Here is a 16,135-nt window from a genome sequence, read left to right on the forward strand (position 1 = left end):
GTGCTGCCGACCGAGAATTCTTAGCTTTGAAGACATGATCGAGAGCATCGGAAACACCGCACCCGGCTGGATCACCGGCCTCATGGACACGCTCGGCGCACCCGGCGCGGGCCTGGCGATCGCCGCCGAGAACCTCTTCCCGCCGCTGCCGAGCGAGGTGATCCTGCCGCTGGCGGGGTTCGCGGCGAGCCGCGGCGGTATACAGCTGTCCGCCGCGCTCGCGTGGACGACGCTCGGCTCGGTGACCGGCGCCCTGGCGCTGTACGGCGTGGGCGCGCTGCTCGGGCGCGAGCGCACGGTCACGATCGCGTCGAAGCTGCCGCTGGTCAGGGTCTCCGACATCGCAAAGGCCGAGCGCTGGTTCCAGCGGCACGGGACCAAGGCGGTGTTCCTCGGCCGGATGATTCCCCTCTTCCGCAGTCTGATCTCGATACCGGCGGGCGTCGAGCGCATGCCGGTCCCGGTCTTCCTCGCCCTGACCGCCCTCGGCAGCCTCATCTGGAATTCGATCTTCGTCCTCGCCGGCTATCGGCTCGGGGAGGACTGGGAGGAGGTGACGGGCTATGTGGATGTCTATTCGAAGGTGGTGCTCGTGGCGGCGGCTGTGGCGGTGCTGGGCTTTGTCTCCGTCCGCGTCAGCAGGCGCGGTCCAGGGCTGCGGCGCCGCGGATGAAGGCCCGCAGGATCTCCTCGCCCGCGGCGACACCGCGTTCACCGAGCGCCGTGACATGCGGCGCCTGCCAGCCGGAGTCCGCCAGCTCGCCATGTCCTGGCCGCCATCCGTGGTCGGCCGCCAGCAGCAGATCGGCGTCCAGAAGGGAGTCGCCGGCCGCGAGAATCCCGGAGGCTCCCGTGCGGCGGGCGACCTCCGCGACGGCAGCGCTCTTGGTGAGCGGCTTCGGCACGGCATAGAGCTTGCGCGCTTGCAGGGACACGGCCCAACCGCGTTCGTCCGCCCAGCCGGTGAGGTCCTGCACCCAGGTGCGCGACAGCAGGGACCGCTCCACGACGAGATAGACGAAGAGTTCTTCGGCGACGCGCTCCTTGAGCAGCCAGGCCGGGTCGGCGCCACGGATGAGGTGTGCGCGGACCTCGTCGAGAGGCGCGCACCGCGCGGCGATCCGCGCCGCGACCGCGCGCTGCCAGGCCAGGTCCGACTCACCCCGTACGAGCAGGTGGCCGCCATTCGCGCAGATGGCGAACTCCGGTGCCGGGCCCGGGAGATGGATGCGCCCGTACTGCTCGCGGGTGCGGGTGGTCGCCGGTACGAAAAGGGTGCTGCCGGCCAGTTCGGCAAGCAGCCCGGCCGCCGTCTCCGTCATATAGGACTGGGGCTTGCGTTCGTAGGTCTCGACGCACAGCAGCCGCGGGGCCTCGGTATCGGGCATGGCGAGATCCAGCGCGGCGGCCGAATAGATCAGGGTGCGGTCCAGGTCGCTGGCGACGATCGCGCTCATCAGGAGGCCACCGCCGTACCGTCGGCGCCCGTGGCCCCGCGGGTGTAGCGGGGGTGGATCAATCCGACGCAGGTATAGGGGAGTTCGTCGACCTCTTCGACGGGCACGCCCCGTTGTTCAGCCAGGAGGCGCACATGATCGAGATCGGCCCCGGCACCCCGCTGGGCAAGAATCTTCCAGGGAACCCGGCGCAGCAGCACGCGTGTGGTCTCGCCGACGCCGGGCTTGACGAGGTTGACGTCGTGGATGCCGTATTCCACGCTGATGCGTTCGACGGCCGCCCAGCCCTCCCAGGTGGGAGTCCGGTCGGTGGCGGCCAGTTCCTTCACATCCGTGGCGACGGTCTCGGCGACCTCGTCGAACCGCGCGCTGACCGCGTCCAGGAAGGCGCGCGACAGGTCCGTGTCTGCCAGCTCTCGGTAGAACTTGGCGCCATGGAATTCGTCCGGGCCCACGAGGTCGTCGCGCAGTACGGTGCGCGATATGAGCCCGGAAACAGTGGAGTTGAGGCAGGCGGACGGGATGAGGAAATCGTCGCGGGTGCCATAGGTCTCGACACAGCCGCCCGGATCGGCGAGCACGGCGATCCGTGGGTCGAAGCCCGGGAAGCTCTCCAGGGCTTGGGCGAGTTCGCGGGTGATGGCTCCCTTGCCTGTCCAACCGTCCACGAAGACGATGTCGGCCGGATCGTGGTGAGCGGCCAGCCAGCGCAGTGCGGTGGTGTCGATACCCCGGCCACGCACGATCGAGACGGCGTAGTGCGGCAGATCCAGGCCGTGTGCGTGCAGTGCCCAGCGGCGCATCAGCACGCCGACGGGGGTACCCGCCCGCGCCAGCGAGACGAGCACCGGCCGCGGTGGCCGGTCCCCCGCGCCCGTCCGGCGCGGCGTGCGTTCGGCGAGCACGGTCTCGGTGACGGCCCCGACGGCCCGCGCAATCCGGCTCGCGGAGCTCCGCAGTGCGCTGTGGAACAGTGCCTGGTACTCCTCGCTCGGCTGGTATTCCACGGGCAGCGACTCGGCGTAATGGGCGCCACCGCGCTGAATCGCCTCCTCGCGTTCCTCGGTGGGCGCTTCCAGCGTGAGGCCGGACATGTCCTGCAACAGCCAGCCGACCTCGTCGGCGGTATAGGAGGAGAAGGCGGGGCCGCGCAGCGGCTCGGGGAGGGGCATGAAGAGGGCCTGTCGTTGCGGGGCGTGCGAAACGGCGGTCTCGTCCCCGGTCCGGCCCACCGGTTCGGTCGGCGCGCCGGACTCCGAGGCGGACGAAGGGCTGTACGAAGGGATGACGGTCAGCAGCAGCCGGTCGGTCTGCGCGGCGAGCCGGTCCAGCAGTCCGCCGTCGGCGTACAGCTCGGGGAGGTCGCCGTGCGAGTCCACGACGGCCACGATGGCGTCGAAGCGGCGGGTCCGGTCGGCGCCGGCCGCGACGTTGTACGCGTACCGCTCCCCCGGTCCGTCGGCGGGCCGGTCGTGGGCGGGGAAGGACAGCCGGGTCCGTATCGCGTAGCCGGGATCGTCCACGGCGAGCACCGGCGATCGGGTCGTGGTCGAGAAATAGACCGCCGCGCCACCGACGGGCGGATCCTGCTCCCCGGCCCGCGCCGCGGTAGCGCCGTTCCGCACCGGGGTGGCACCGTCGGCCAGCCGCACGGCGGCACCGGCCGACGGCTCCGGGGCAGCACCGTCACCGGCCCCGGCGACCTGGGCATCCAGTGCTTCGGCGAGCCGCAGCGGCGTGTACATCAGTTCCTCGTTGCCGAGGACGAGGATGCGGCGGGCGCCGTCCAGGCGCTCCGCGAGCCGGGCTGCCATGGCCGGCAGCCGCTCCTCCAGCCGCTCGCGGTGCTCCGGGGTGAAGCCGTGCCGTCCGCCGTCCGGCAGTCCGTCGGGCCAACCGAGAGCGACGCGTTCGACGTCGGTCCGCCGGCTGCTCGCTGGTACCGGGCCGGAGGCGGAGCCGAGCTCGGCAGCTATGTGCTCGGCGACGACATGCCCAGTGGCCCGTCCGGGGTGCTCCGGGCGCTCCACAACCGTGGTCTCATGTGCGGCGACGAGCTCCTGACCGCGCTCCAGGACGTCCGCCGGGAGCCGCACGCCACCCGCGGCCATGGCCACCAGATCGACGCGGGCGCCCAGCTCCGCCGCGAACTCCTCCAGATGCCGCCGGTCCTCCTCGGAGCGCATATCGACGAGTGCTACGACCACGTACCGCGCCCGCGGGAAGCGCGCGTGGAGCGCCTTGATCGTGTTCAGGACGGTCCGGCCGGTGGAGAACTCGTCGTCGACGAGCACCATGGGGCCATCTCCCGAGAGGAGTTCGCGGTCCTCCGGAAGCAGCAGGTGCGAGGTCGCGTGACTGTGCTCCTCCTCGAAGCCGCCCGCTCGCTCGACGCCCGCCACGGGACGGCGGGTGGAGTGCAGATACGGCGCGAGTGCCAGGCCGTCGGCCACCGAGTGGCCCAGGCCGGTGGCGGTCTCCGCGTAGCCGACGACGACGGAGCGGGCGGCGTCCGCGTCACCCAGCAGCTCCCGCACCCGGTGCCCCAGTCCGAGGCCGGCACCGTGGACCACGCCCGGTCGCTGTGGGACGTGCTTGCCGAGCACGTTCGACACGAGCAGGTGGGCCCGCTTGGGATTGCGTCGCAACGCGAGCCCCAGCAGCACCGGCAGTGCGTCCTCGCCCGTCAGCGAGACTCCGAGCCGGTCAGCGACCCACTTTCCCGTCCACACCACCCGTTCCGTCTCCTCCATCGTGTTCTTCGCCATGTCCCTCGTTGTCGTGTCCGCCGTCTTGTTCACCGCGTCGTGCGCTGTGGTGGGTGGCGGCCCGGTCATCGGTTGGTGGTGCCTCATGCCCGGCCGGCCGGCAGGCGGGCCCGTCCCCGGGCCAGGCCGGCTGCCGCGCTACGCCGGTGGGAGGCTCGCGGTCAGCAGTTCCACGAAACCGACGCCTTCCCGTGCGACACCGAACGCCTCGGCCCGCAGCATGGTCCGCTCCGCCCAGGCGCGGTGCGGCTTCACCTCGTTCATCTTGTTCGTATAGGCGGAGCGGAGGACCCCGCCGTCGCCCCGCTCGGGCCGCAGGATGTCGGCGGCGTCGCTGAACTCCTCATGGCTGACGACGGAGAGCGCGTGCACCGGCGCGACATGCGAGGGATGGATGCAGGTCTTGCCCTGGAGCCCGTTCGCGCGGTCCAGTTCGATCTCGCGGAGCAACCCGTCCATGTCGTGCTCGATCAGTTCCGCGCGCAGCTCCTCGGCCTGTCCCAGGAACGGGCTGCGGCGCAGCTGCGGCTTGAACATCCGCTCGTGCAAGCGGAAGTACTCCCACACCGGTCCGGTGACCGTGAAGCCGGTGCCGTCCGCCCGCCCGAGTACGTTCACCACGTCGGAGATCACGGAGGCGACGATATGGACGTCGTACGCCGTCATGTCGGGCGCTCTGCGGAGTCCGTAGGCCGAGCAGAAGTCCGTGACGCCGAGCCGCAGTGCGAGTACCCGCTCCCGGTATGCGTCGACGGCTCGGGCGATGCCCTGAAGGGTTTCAGCGCGGCTCTCCAGATGAAGCAGCTGCGGAGATTCGAGTACCGGCATCGCGAACAGCCGCCGCCCGCAGGCCGCCTCCGCCACACTCAGCGCCTCCAGGAACGGGACTCCGCGCTCCTCGGTGAACTTCGGCAGTACGAATCCGGACAGTATTCGAGCGGCGGACCCCATACGCCGCACGAGATCCGGTATTTGACCGGGCGCGCGGACGCGGATGAACAGCAGCGGGAGATCCGCGCCGGCGGTGGCCGCCTCGTCGAGGAGTCGCAGCTGCCGCACGAGGTTCTCCTCGCCCGCCTCGACATCCGCGTCCCCTATGGAGTCCTCCAGGCACAGCACCATGGACATCACGCCACGCCCCGCCTGCTTGCGGATGTCGGCGGCGAGCCGCGGGCGGGTCGCGGGGCTGTAGAGCGTGGCACCGAGGGCGACCGCGAGAGTGCGGGCCGGGGAGTCAAGAGTGAAGTCCACCGGCTCCTGATGGAACAGTGCCTTCCGAATATCGGGCGCAAGATGCCCAAAATGACGCATACAACTCCCCGTATAGCAGGCGGGACCGGACACCCCCACCACATCTCGCTGTCTGAATCCAGCCGATAATCGTACGTGCGCGCGGGTGTCATTAGTTCCCGAGCAGGCGAAAATCTCCTGACCCGCACCAGGCAGCGGGGTGTCCGGGCGAGCGGCCCACCCACGCCGGACAGGCCCCCGCGTTGTCCCTGCGACCTCCGGGAAGGCAGGATTGCGGCATGACGCACGCGATGCTGAAAGGGTCGAACGTACCCCTCGACACCACGGCTGTACGGGCTGTTCTGTGCTGGACCCCCGGCGCCGGCGTCCCCGACGTGGATGCCTCGGCCCTGCTGGTGGGACCCGAGGGACGCGTGCGCTCCGACGAGGACTTCGTCTTCTACAACCAGCCGCGGCACCCCAGCGGCCTGGTCCGGCATCTGCCCAAGACCCGCCTGGCCGACAGCCTCACCGACACCATCGAGGCGGATCTGTCGACACTGGATCCGTCGGTGGAGCGGATCGTGCTGGCCGCGTCGTCGGACAGTGGCGCCTTCGCGCTCGTCCCGGACCTGCGCGTCCTGCTGTACGACGCCGCGGTGAGCGGCGGCGATCCGATCGCGGTCTTCGACGTGGTGCCCGATACCGGCGACGAGACCGCGTTGATCTGCGGTGAGCTGTACCGGCGCGCCGAGAGCTGGAAGTTCCGTGCGCTGGGCCAGGGGTACGACAGCGGCCTGGTCGGCCTGGCGACCGAATTCGGAATCTCGGTCGACGAGAACGACACCCCGGCCTCGGACCCTACGGAACCACCGGCCCCGGCCTCCCCCGCGCCGGTACCACCGGCCCCGGCATCAGCTCTGTCGACACCCGATGCCTCGGAACCACCGGCCGCGGCCCCGGCACCCGCACCCGCGCCCGCGGGCGAACAGCTCACCGTCGGCGAACGCCCCCACGCCGGCGAACCGTCCGCCGCCTCCGGCCCGGCCGCTCCGGCCGCCCCGGCCTCCCCGCCGCCCAGCACCTGGCCCGAAGAGGCCGTCGGCCTTCCGTCCGCAGCAGACCACCAGGCTCCTCCCGCGCAGGGCCCCGATGCCGTTACCCAGCGCGTCCCGGACCCGATGCCGGAGCCCTTCTCCGCCGCCCCGCTGCCGCCGGCCGGCGCGGCGTTCCCGGCTCCCCCGCAGCAGCCCACCGGCGGCTACGGCTACCCGCAGAACGTTCCGCCACCGCCCGCCCAGCCACCGGCCCCGCCCGCGTACGGCTACCCGGGCACGCCGCCTCAGCAGCCTCCGTACCAGCCGCCGCAGCCCTCGTACGGCTACCCCCAACCGCCCCAGCAACAGCCGTACCCGGCACCGGCCTACGACTATCTGTTGCCGCAGCCGCAGTTCGTTCCGGACCCGTCCTTCGTACTGCCGCCCCAGGGTCCGCAGTTCCAGCGCCGCTAGAACGGGGCTGGAACTGCATCCCCCGTCCAGACCCGGCAACCCCCTCCCGGGGCTGCGTATGGGCTCCCAGGGGAAGCGGTCCGGCTCTCACACCTGCGACTTGTACCCCCGCCCCCAGTGGAGCCCCCAGCCGTACAGCCGGTCCAGTTCCGCCTGGAAGCCGTAGACGTATTTCACCTCGCGGCGCACCGTCAGTCCGTCCTTGGTGTTCTCCAGCATGAAAATGGCGCAGGAGCGGGCCTGTGACGCCCGCTCGTCGAGCCGGATCTCCACCCGCGGCCCGGTGCTCGGATAGAGCGTCACGACCGCGTGCGTACGGTCGAACGCGGGCGTCCCGTCGTAGATGTAGACGAAGATCAGCATCCGCTTGATCTCATCGCGGTGATCCAGGTTGATGTACAGCGTCTCGCCGGACGGTGAACCGAACCGGTCGTCACCGCTGAGCTGTACGTACGGCGCGGCATTGAGCTCGCCCAGGTGGTTGCCCAGCGGCTGCACCACGCCCTTGCTGCCGTCCTTGAGCTCGTACAGGCAGGCCAGGTCCAGGTCGATCTGGACCACGGCAGGGCCCTGCGCCTGGACGACCTCGGGTTTGAACATCCTGCCCGGGTGACGCAGCAGGGTGCTCGCGCGCTGCCCGCCCCGGTCACCGAAATCCGAGGTCCGCATCTGCCAGTGCAGGTTCACCCGCAGATGCCCGGCGGCCGCCCCCTGCTTGGTCAGCGAGACGACCGGATGCCGTTTCGTCAGCTCCACGACATACGACGCACCGCCGTTGTCGAACTTCGGCGCACCGCCGCGCGACCAGTTACCCAGGAACGACATCCTGCCCCACCCCATCCCTCGACACATTGCCACGGGGCGGCCCCGAGGTCTGCACCCCATGGCCGCCCCGCAGAGAGCGTTCCTCAATCAGCGCCGCGTCACACTCCGGACGTGACTTCCGACTTCGCCGGGGCGTCGCTCCCCGGCTTGCCCTCACGTCTGTTGCGGACCAGGGAGGACCAGAAGGAGAGGCCGATCAGCACGAGGCCGACCACGCCGGTGATGACCTCGTTGATCTCGAACTTGATCGTGATGAGCAGAATGACGGCCAGCGCGCCGATCGCGTAGTGCGCGCCGTGCTCCAGGTAGACGTAGTCGTCCAGGGTTCCCTTGCGGACGAGGAAGACCGTCAGCGAACGGATGTACATCGCTCCGATGCCCAGGCCCAGCGCCATCTCGAAGATGTCGTTGGTGATGGCGAACGCACCGATGACGCCGTCGAAGGAGAAGGACGCGTCGATGACCTCAAGGTAGAGGAACATGAAGAACGCGGCCTTGCCGGCCATGCCCATGACCGCGCCGGCCCCGGCGCCCTTCCGCTGTACGGGCGGCGTTCCGTTCACGGCGCCGCCGCTCGCGGCCGCGGCATCCGCGTCGTCTTCCTCGTCCTCCTCCAGCTTGTCCTCGAAGTAGCCCGAGATTCCGCCGACGACGAGATACGTGATCAGACCCGCGACACCGGAGAGCAGCACCGTGGCGCTCTTGTCACCGCCGCCGTGCGCGACGGAGGTGGCCACCGTCATGGCGCTGACCAGCAGGACGACCAGCGCGACGATGATGGAGAGGGTGTCGAGCTTGCCCATCTTGGCCATCGGCTTCTCGATCCAGGCGAGCCATTTGTGCTCGCGCTCCTCGAAGAGGAAGTCGAGGAAGATCATCAGCAGGAAGATGCCGCCGAAGGCCGCGATGGCGGGGTGGGCGCTGGTGACCAGTTCCTGGTAGTGCGCCTTGTCGTTGATGGCGAGGTTGACCGCCTCGATCGGCCCCAGCTTCGCGGTGATCGCGACGATGACGACCGGGAAGACCAGCCGCATGCCGAACACCGCGATGAGGATGCCGATGGTGAGGAAGATCCTCTGCCAGAAGGCGTTCATCTTCCGCAGGATGCCCGCGTTGATGACGGCGTTGTCGAACGAAAGCGAGATCTCCAGGATCGACAGGATTCCGACGATCGCGAGCCCCTGCCACCCCCAGAGGACGCCGGCCAGAGCCAGGCCCGCCGCCGTGACAGCGAACGACCAGCCAAAGGTTTTCAGGAGCACTGCGTACCCAATCCCTCGTTATAGGGCCCCCGCGCGAAGTACGCGGCGCTTTACGAAACGTTGACCCCGAAGTCTAGAGCGATGCCACGCAGACCCGAGGCGTACCCCTGGCCCACCGCCCGGAACTTCCACTCGCCGTTGTGGCGATAGACCTCGCCGAAGATCATCGCGGTTTCGCTCGACGCGTCCTCGCTGAGGTCGTAACGGGCGAGTTCGCTGCCGTCGGCCTGATTGACGACGCGGATGAAGGCATTGCCGACCTGGCCGAAGCTCTGCCCGCGCGCTTCGGCCTCATGGATGGAGACAGGGAAGACGATCTTGTCGGCCTGCGCGGGCACCTGGGCGAGGTCCACCAGGATCGTCTCGTCGTCGCCCTCACCCTCGCCGGTGAGGTTGTCGCCGGTGTGCTCGACGGAGCCCTCGGGACTCTTGAGGTTGTTGTAGAAGACGAAGTACTCGTCCCCCAGCACCCGGCCCGATGCGCACAGCAGCGCGCTGGCGTCGAGGTCGAACGGCGCTCCCGTGGTGGAGCGCGCGTCCCAGCCGAGGCCGACCGTGATCTGCGTGAGGTTGGGAGCGGCCTTGGACAGGGAGACATTGCCCCCCTTGGCGAGCGTGACGCCCATCGTGTTCGCTTCCTCTCCGATGTCGGTACGGGCCGCATCCGTACGCGGCCCGGGTTGTCCGTCAAGCGCGCCCGGCGCCGTACTCCCCTGGTCGGGGGGTACGGCGCCGGACGCGGAAGACGTGCCTGCATCATCCGACGGACATGCTCGGCAGACGGCTCCGGGACGGAGACTGCGGCCGGACACGCCGGTCAGGTGTGGTCGCTCAGACGTTGACGCCGAAGTCCTGCGCGATGCCGCGCAGACCCGAGGCGTAGCCCTGGCCGATGGCCCGGAACTTCCACTCCGCGCCGTTGCGGTACAGCTCACCGAAGACCATGGCGGTCTCGGTCGAGGCGTCCTCGCTCAGGTCGTAGCGCGCCAGTTCCTTGCCGTCGGTCTGGTTGACCACGCGGATGTAGGCGTTGCGGACCTGGCCGAAGCTCTGCTGGCGGTTCTCGGCGTCGTAGATCGATACCGGGAACACGACCTTGTGGACGTCGGCCGGCACGGCGGCGAGGTTCACCTTGATGGCCTCGTCGTCGCCCTCGCCCTCACCAGTGGTGTTGTCGCCGGTGTGCTCGACCGAGCCGTCCGGGCTCTTCAGGTTGTTGAAGAACACGAAGTTCTGGTCGTTGGCGACCTTGCCCTGGTCGTTCGCCAGCAGGGCGCTGGCGTCCAGGTCGAAGTCCGTACCGGTGGTGGTACGCGCATCCCAGCCCAGACCGACGAGGACGGCTGTCAGATTGGGGGCTTCCTTCGTCAGCGAGACGTTGCCGCCCTTGCTGAGGCTGACTCCCACGAGTCCTCCCATAGATTCGAGGGGTACGTAAAGAATTGCGCCCCCATCGTGCATGGCATCGGATCAACGAACCGATCCTAGTGACCGGTTCCCGCCGAACGCAGATATCGCGTACGGATGTCGGCCCGGCGGGTCCGGCGGTGTCTCGCCACGGGAGTGCGGGGCCTCAGAGGGTTTCGAGCGCCTTGACGTAGTCGTTCAGGTCGCGGGCGTCGGGCAGGCCGTTGACGACCGTCCAGCGCACCACGCCCTCCTTGTCGATGATGAAGGTGCCGCGCACCGCGCAGCCCTTCTCCTCGTCGAAGACGCCGTAGGCCCGCGAAACCTCGCCGTGCGGCCAGAAGTCCGACAGCAGCGGGTACCCCAGACCCTCCTGCTCGGCGAAGACGCGCAGCGAGAACGGGGAGTCGTTGGAGACGGCCAGCAGCTGGACGTCGTCATTGGCGAACTTCGGCAGCTCGTCGCGGAGCGCGCACAGCTCGCCGGTGCACACACCGGTGAAGGCGAAGGGGTAGAAGAGAAGAACGACGGCCTTCTCGCCGCGGAAGCCGGAGAGCTTGACCAGCTCGCCGTGCTGGTTCTTCAGCTCGAAATCCGGAGCCTTCGTGCCGACCTCGATCGCCATGGGGGTGCTTCCCTTCCGCTCACTCTCAACAGGACGGGGCCAACCCTACGCGCCGGGTCCGGCCTGCCGGACACCCCTCCACGGCAGGGCCGAGCCCCCCTCCGGATCAGGCCGGAGAGGGGCTCGGCAGGGGATATCGAGGTCCTTCGGATCAGCGCCTGCCGGACCTCGCCGCCTTGGGCGTGACCAGCCGGCTGCCGGCCCAGTCCTTGCCCGCGTTGATGCTCTTGGTCTGGGACAGACCCGCGGTCTGCGCGGCCTCATTGATGTCGCTCGGCTCGACGTAGCCCTCACGGCCGGTCTTGGGGGTCAGCAGCCAGATCGCGCCACCCTCGTCGATCAGCCCGATGGCGTCCACCAGCGCGTCCGTGAGGTCGCCGTCTTCGTCACGGAACCACAGCAGTACGACGTCAGCGACGTCGTCGTAGTCCTCATCGACGATGTCCTGGCCGGTCACGGCCTCAATGCCTTCTCGGAGCTCCTGCTCGACGTCATCGTCGTAGCCGATCTCCTGGACCACCTGTCCGGGCTCGAACCCCAGCCTGGCGGCAGGGTTGGTCCGCTCCTCCGCGTGGTCCGCGGTCGCGCTCACGGATTGCCTCCTGTCATGTTTCGGAAAATGCTTTTGAACCCCGCGCGTGCGCGGAGCTTTGGGCGTAGTCCACACGGGCCGGGCGGATCGCGCAAGTACCCGGCGGTCGAGACCGCCGAAACGGTGACGATTGGACGCGTCTCGGCGCAAGTACGACCCCACCAGGACAGCCTGAAGTGATTCACACCACAGCGTTCTACCGGGTTTGTGGGGTATTCGCGCACGACTGGTCCCTTCGGGGGGTGCCGGGCCCGATCCGGAACCACTTTCGGCGGGCGCACGTCCGTACGCGAAGGACTTTCGGCATGGGCGTATGGTTGCGATTTGGCCGACCTGAGAAACCGGCCTTTCAGCGCCCATCTCTCGGCGGGGTTACCCAGCGGTAGAGATGACGTATCCCAGTGACTCGGTACACGATGGAAGACGGCGCGACCACAGCAGAGACAGCATTCGTCCGCGTGCGCAGCAACAAACACGTGCAGAGCACGACGCGACCCGAACACGAAGGAACAGCGTGGCTTCCGGATCCGATCGAAACCCGATCATCATTGGCGGCCTTCCCAGCCAGGTCCCGGACTTCGATCCCGAAGAGACCCAGGAATGGCTCGACTCGCTCGACGCAGCTGTCGATGAGCGAGGCCGGGAACGTGCCCGCTACCTCATGCTTCGCCTGATCGAGCGCGCGCGAGAGAAGCGTGTGGCCGTGCCCGAGATGCGCAGCACGGACTACGTCAACACCATCGCGACCAAGGACGAGCCGTTCTTCCCCGGCAACGAGGAGATCGAGCGCAAGATCCTGAACGCGACCCGGTGGAACGCGGCCGTCATGGTCTCCCGGGCCCAGCGTCCGGGTATCGGCGTCGGTGGCCACATCGCCACGTTCGCCTCCTCCGCCTCCCTCTACGACGTGGGCTTCAACCACTTCTTCCGGGGCAAGGACGAGGGCGACGGCGGCGACCAGATCTTCTTCCAGGGCCACGCCTCCCCCGGTGTGTACGCGCGTGCGTTCCTCCTGGACCGGCTGAGCGAGGCCCAGCTCGACGCCTTCCGCCAGGAGAAGTCCAAGGCCCCCAACGGTCTGTCCAGCTACCCGCACCCGCGGCTGATGCCGGACTTCTGGGAGTTCCCGACCGTCTCGATGGGCCTCGGCCCCCTCGGCGCGATCTACCAGGCTCGGATGAACCGCTACATGGAGGCGCGCGGCATCGCCGACACCTCCAAGTCGCATGTCTGGGCGTACCTCGGTGACGGCGAGATGGACGAGCCGGAGTCGCTCGGCCAGCTGTCCATCGCCGCCCGTGAGGGCCTGGACAACCTGACCTTCGTCGTCAACTGCAACCTCCAGCGCCTGGACGGCCCGGTCCGCGGCAACGGCAAGATCATGCAGGAGCTGGAGTCGCAGTTCCGCGGCGCCGGCTGGAACGTCATCAAGCTCGTCTGGGACCGGAGCTGGGACCCGCTGCTCGCGCAGGACCGCGACGGCATCCTGGTCAACAAGCTCAACACCACCCCGGACGGCCAGTTCCAGACGTACGCCACCGAGACCGGCGCGTACATCCGCGAGCACTTCTTCGGCGACGACCACCGCCTGCGCGCGATGGTCGAGGGCATGACCGACCAGCAGATCCAGCACCTGGGCCGCGGCGGTCACGACCACAAGAAGATCTACGCGGCGTACGCGGCGGCCAAGGCGCACAAGGGCCAGCCGACGGTGATCCTCGCGCAGACGGTCAAGGGCTGGACGCTCGGTCCGAACTTCGAGGGCCGCAACGCGACCCACCAGATGAAGAAGCTGACGGTCGAGGACCTCAAGGGCTTCCGTGACCGGCTGCACCTGCCGATCGCGGACAAGGAGCTGGAGGGCGGCGCGCCGCCGTACTACCACCCGGGCCGCAACTCCGAAGAGATCCAGTACATGCACGACCGCCGCAAGGCGTGCGGTGGGTACGTCCCCACCCGTGTCGTGCGCGCCAAGCCGCTCCAGTTGCCGGACGACAAGGCGTACGCGGGTGCCAAGAAGGGCTCCGGGCAGCAGAAGATCGCCACGACCATGGCGTTCGTCCGCGTGCTCAAGGACCTGATGCGGGACAAGGAGATCGGCAAGCGGTTCGTGCCGATCGCGCCCGACGAGTACCGCACCTTCGGTATGGACGCGTTCTTCCCGTCGGCCAAGATCTACAACCCGCTCGGCCAGCAGTACGAGTCGGTCGACCGCGAGCTGCTCCTCGCCTACAAGGAGTCGCCGACCGGTCAGATGCTGCACGACGGCATCACCGAGGCGGGCTGCACGGCCTCGCTGATCGCCGCGGGCTCCGCCTACGCGACGCACGGCGAGCCACTGATCCCGGTCTACGTCTTCTACTCGATGTTCGGTTTCCAGCGCACCGGTGACCAGTTCTGGCAGATGGCCGACCAGCTCGCGCGCGGCTTCGTGCTGGGTGCGACCGCCGGTCGTACGACTCTGACCGGTGAGGGTCTCCAGCACGCCGACGGCCACTCCCAGCTGCTGGCCTCGACCAACCCCGCCTGTGTCGCCTACGACCCGGCCTACGGTTACGAGATCGCGCAGATCGTCAAGGACGGTCTGCGGCGGATGTACGGCGAGAACGCCGAGGACGTCTTCTACTACCTCACCGTCTACAACGAGCCGATCCAGCACCCGGCCGAGCCGTCCGACGTGGACGTCGAGGGCATCCTCAAGGGTCTGCACCGCGTCAAGCCCGCGGAGAAGGGTCTGCACTCCGCGCAGATCCTCGCCTCGGGTGTCGCGGTGCCGTGGGCCATCGAGGCGCAGCAGATCCTCGCGGACGAGTGGAACGTCAAGGCGGACGTCTGGTCGGCGACCTCCTGGAACGAGCTGCGCCGTGAGGCCGTGGAGATCGAGCGGCACAACCTGCTGCACCCGGAGGAGGAGCAGCGCGTCCCGTACGTGACGCACAAGCTCCAGGCCGCCGAGGGCCCGAAGGTGGCGGTCTCGGACTGGATGCGTTCCGTCCCCGACCAGATCGCGCGCTGGGTTCCCGGTGCGTACCAGTCGCTGGGCGCCGACGGTTTCGGCTTCGCGGACACCCGTGGCGCGGCCCGTCGCTTCTTCCACATCGACGCGCAGTCGATCGTCCTGGCGGTGCTCACCGAGCTCGCCAAGGAGGGCAAGGTCGACCGCTCGCTGCTGAAGCAGGCGATCGACCGGTACGAGCTGCTGGACGTCACGGCTGCCGACGCGGGCGAGGCCGGCGGCGACGCCTGACCCCACCCGCGGCCGCTCGCCGCGCCGCCTGTGCCGCGCCCCCGACCAGCGTTCTCCGCCGGTCGGGGGCGCGGCGGTGTGTGCGGCGGGTGCCGGGCCCCGGTCAGTGCTCCCAGATCTTGAACGCCCTTACCCCGTACGGGGACCGCGGCACCCAGCTGCCGCCGCCGGGGTAGGTGTCGAACTCGGCGGTCTCGGCGCACTCCGCGCTCTGGTAGGTGGTGACCGGGCGGCCGGTGCGGTTCGCGAGCGAGGCGGCGCTCACGCCCTTCGGTAGCGGGACGCAGCTGTCGATGTCGGTGCCGGTCAGCTCGTAGGTCTGCCGCTTGCCGCCGAAGTCGGCCTGTGGCCAGACGCACAGCTGGCCGGGCCCGCAGTCGCCGGAGGCGGCGGCGGTGCGGGCGCGCGGTGCCGGGTGCCCGGCCGGGGCCCCGTGGGCGGCCGGGACGGTGAGCGTTGCGGCCAGTGCGGCGAGGCCGGTGACGAGCGCGGTGGTGTGGCACGTACGCATAGGAATCTCTCCCCCGTGGAGTACGACGACGGTGTTCCGCGGCGGGCCCGTTGCCCGCGGCGGCTGGGACCGAGCTTCGCCAGTGCGCGGCGCGGTTGCCAAGGCCGTGACGGAGCGCCCACCCGGTCAGGCGATGGGGACGGACGAACGGCTCGTGACGCGGCGGCGGGGCGTGGTGTTGACGCGGGTCCCCACCTCCGCCGTGGCCTGCGGAAACCGTTCCTCCGGGGGCCTGCCGGGGTCCGTCCGGGGCGGCCGGTGCGCGGGTGCGGGGCCGGGTGGCGGCCGGTTCCCGGAACCGTTCATCAGGACGAGGGATCGGCGCCGTGGGCGGCGGCCAACGGGGAACCGGGCGCCGGGCCCCGGGGCCGAGCGGCGGCCCGGATGCGTGGTTGACGCGCGCACCACCCCTGCGCGCGCCCTTGCGCCGGTGGTGAGCGGTGGCCGAGCGGTACGGGCGAGTCCAGGGGGCTGCGGGACGGGACAGGCCCCCGGGAACCCGCGTACGGGGTCGGGCCGGACCCTCGGCCCAAGGCTCCCGCGGCTACGGCGCCGCCACGGGAACGCAGCGGCGGGGGGGGGGGGGGGGGGGGGGGGGGGGGGGGGGGGGGGGGGGGGGGGGGGGGGGGGGGGGGGGGGGGGGGGGGGGGGGGGGGGGGGGGGGGGGGGGGGGGGGGGGGGGGGGGGGGGGGGGGGGGGG

The 16,135-nt window shown here is 69.7% G+C and carries 13 protein-coding genes; 3 read left to right on the top strand and 10 right to left on the bottom strand.

Features of this window, described 5'->3' with window-relative positions; all coding sequences use genetic code 11:
• Positions 1–34 precede the first annotated feature (34 nt).
• A complete protein-coding gene (locus ACLJWH_RS40200) occupies positions 35–673 on the top strand; it encodes a DedA family protein (protein WP_411146771.1) in 639 nt (212 codons plus the stop codon).
• On the opposite strand, the gene ACLJWH_RS40205 is transcribed toward ACLJWH_RS40200, so the two are convergent.
• From ACLJWH_RS40205 to ACLJWH_RS40215, 3 genes are all read right to left on the bottom strand, one after another.
• Entirely contained in the window at positions 636–1,457 is an 822-nt protein-coding gene (locus ACLJWH_RS40205) for an HAD family hydrolase (protein ID WP_411146772.1), read from the bottom strand. The genes ACLJWH_RS40200 and ACLJWH_RS40205 overlap by 38 nt on opposite strands.
• Positions 1,457–4,225: a phosphoribosyltransferase gene (locus ACLJWH_RS40210; RefSeq protein WP_411146785.1), complete on the bottom strand. Its 2,769-nt coding sequence runs from the start codon at positions 4,223–4,225 to the stop codon at positions 1,457–1,459. The genes ACLJWH_RS40205 and ACLJWH_RS40210 overlap by 1 nt, the downstream gene beginning before the upstream one ends.
• 138 nt (positions 4,226–4,363) lie before the next feature.
• Positions 4,364–5,536, bottom strand: a complete 1,173-nt coding sequence (locus ACLJWH_RS40215) for an HpcH/HpaI aldolase/citrate lyase family protein (protein WP_411146773.1) — start codon at positions 5,534–5,536, stop codon at positions 4,364–4,366.
• Positions 5,537–5,754: 218 nt separating this feature from the next.
• On the opposite strand from ACLJWH_RS40215, the gene ACLJWH_RS40220 reads away from it, so the two are divergent.
• Positions 5,755–6,966: a TerD family protein gene (locus tag ACLJWH_RS40220; RefSeq protein ID WP_411146774.1), complete on the top strand. Its 1,212-nt coding sequence runs from the start codon at positions 5,755–5,757 to the stop codon at positions 6,964–6,966.
• An 87-nt stretch (positions 6,967–7,053) separates the two neighbouring features.
• On the opposite strand, the gene ACLJWH_RS40225 is transcribed toward ACLJWH_RS40220, so the two are convergent.
• From ACLJWH_RS40225 to ACLJWH_RS40250, 6 genes are all read right to left on the bottom strand, one after another.
• Positions 7,054–7,791, bottom strand: a complete 738-nt coding sequence (locus ACLJWH_RS40225; protein WP_411146775.1) for a Tellurium resistance — start codon at positions 7,789–7,791, stop codon at positions 7,054–7,056.
• Positions 7,792–7,889: 98 nt separating this feature from the next.
• The gene (locus ACLJWH_RS40230; RefSeq protein WP_411146776.1) at positions 7,890–9,053 is read right to left on the bottom strand and encodes a DUF475 domain-containing protein; all 1,164 of its coding nucleotides are present in this window, start codon (positions 9,051–9,053) and stop codon (positions 7,890–7,892) included.
• A gap of 50 nt (positions 9,054–9,103) precedes the next feature.
• Positions 9,104–9,679: a TerD family protein gene (locus ACLJWH_RS40235; RefSeq protein WP_411146777.1), complete on the bottom strand. Its 576-nt coding sequence runs from the start codon at positions 9,677–9,679 to the stop codon at positions 9,104–9,106.
• 205 nt (positions 9,680–9,884) lie between these two features.
• Positions 9,885–10,460 (bottom strand): TerD family protein, encoded by a 576-nt coding sequence (locus ACLJWH_RS40240; protein ID WP_411146778.1) that lies wholly within the window; start codon positions 10,458–10,460, stop codon positions 9,885–9,887.
• Between the two features lie 166 nt (positions 10,461–10,626).
• Positions 10,627–11,085 (bottom strand): peroxiredoxin, encoded by a 459-nt coding sequence (locus ACLJWH_RS40245; protein ID WP_411146779.1) that lies wholly within the window; start codon positions 11,083–11,085, stop codon positions 10,627–10,629.
• 151 nt (positions 11,086–11,236) lie between these two features.
• Positions 11,237–11,677, bottom strand: a complete 441-nt coding sequence (locus ACLJWH_RS40250; protein ID WP_052859790.1) for a DUF3052 domain-containing protein — start codon at positions 11,675–11,677, stop codon at positions 11,237–11,239.
• Between the two features lie 514 nt (positions 11,678–12,191).
• Here ACLJWH_RS40250 and aceE point away from each other — a divergent pair.
• A complete protein-coding gene (aceE, locus tag ACLJWH_RS40255) occupies positions 12,192–14,924 on the top strand; it encodes a pyruvate dehydrogenase (acetyl-transferring), homodimeric type (protein ID WP_411146780.1) in 2,733 nt (910 codons plus the stop codon).
• 103 nt (positions 14,925–15,027) lie between these two features.
• Here the strand turns inward: aceE and ACLJWH_RS40260 are convergent, their stop codons facing one another.
• Positions 15,028–15,435, bottom strand: coding sequence for a peptidase inhibitor family I36 protein (locus ACLJWH_RS40260; protein ID WP_411146781.1), 408 nt, complete (start codon positions 15,433–15,435; stop codon positions 15,028–15,030).
• Between the last annotated feature and the right edge of the window lie 700 nt (positions 15,436–16,135).

It is taken from the genome of Streptomyces sp. x-80 (genome assembly GCF_046549095.1).
GTDB lineage: Bacteria > Actinomycetota > Actinomycetes > Streptomycetales > Streptomycetaceae > Streptomyces > Streptomyces celluloflavus.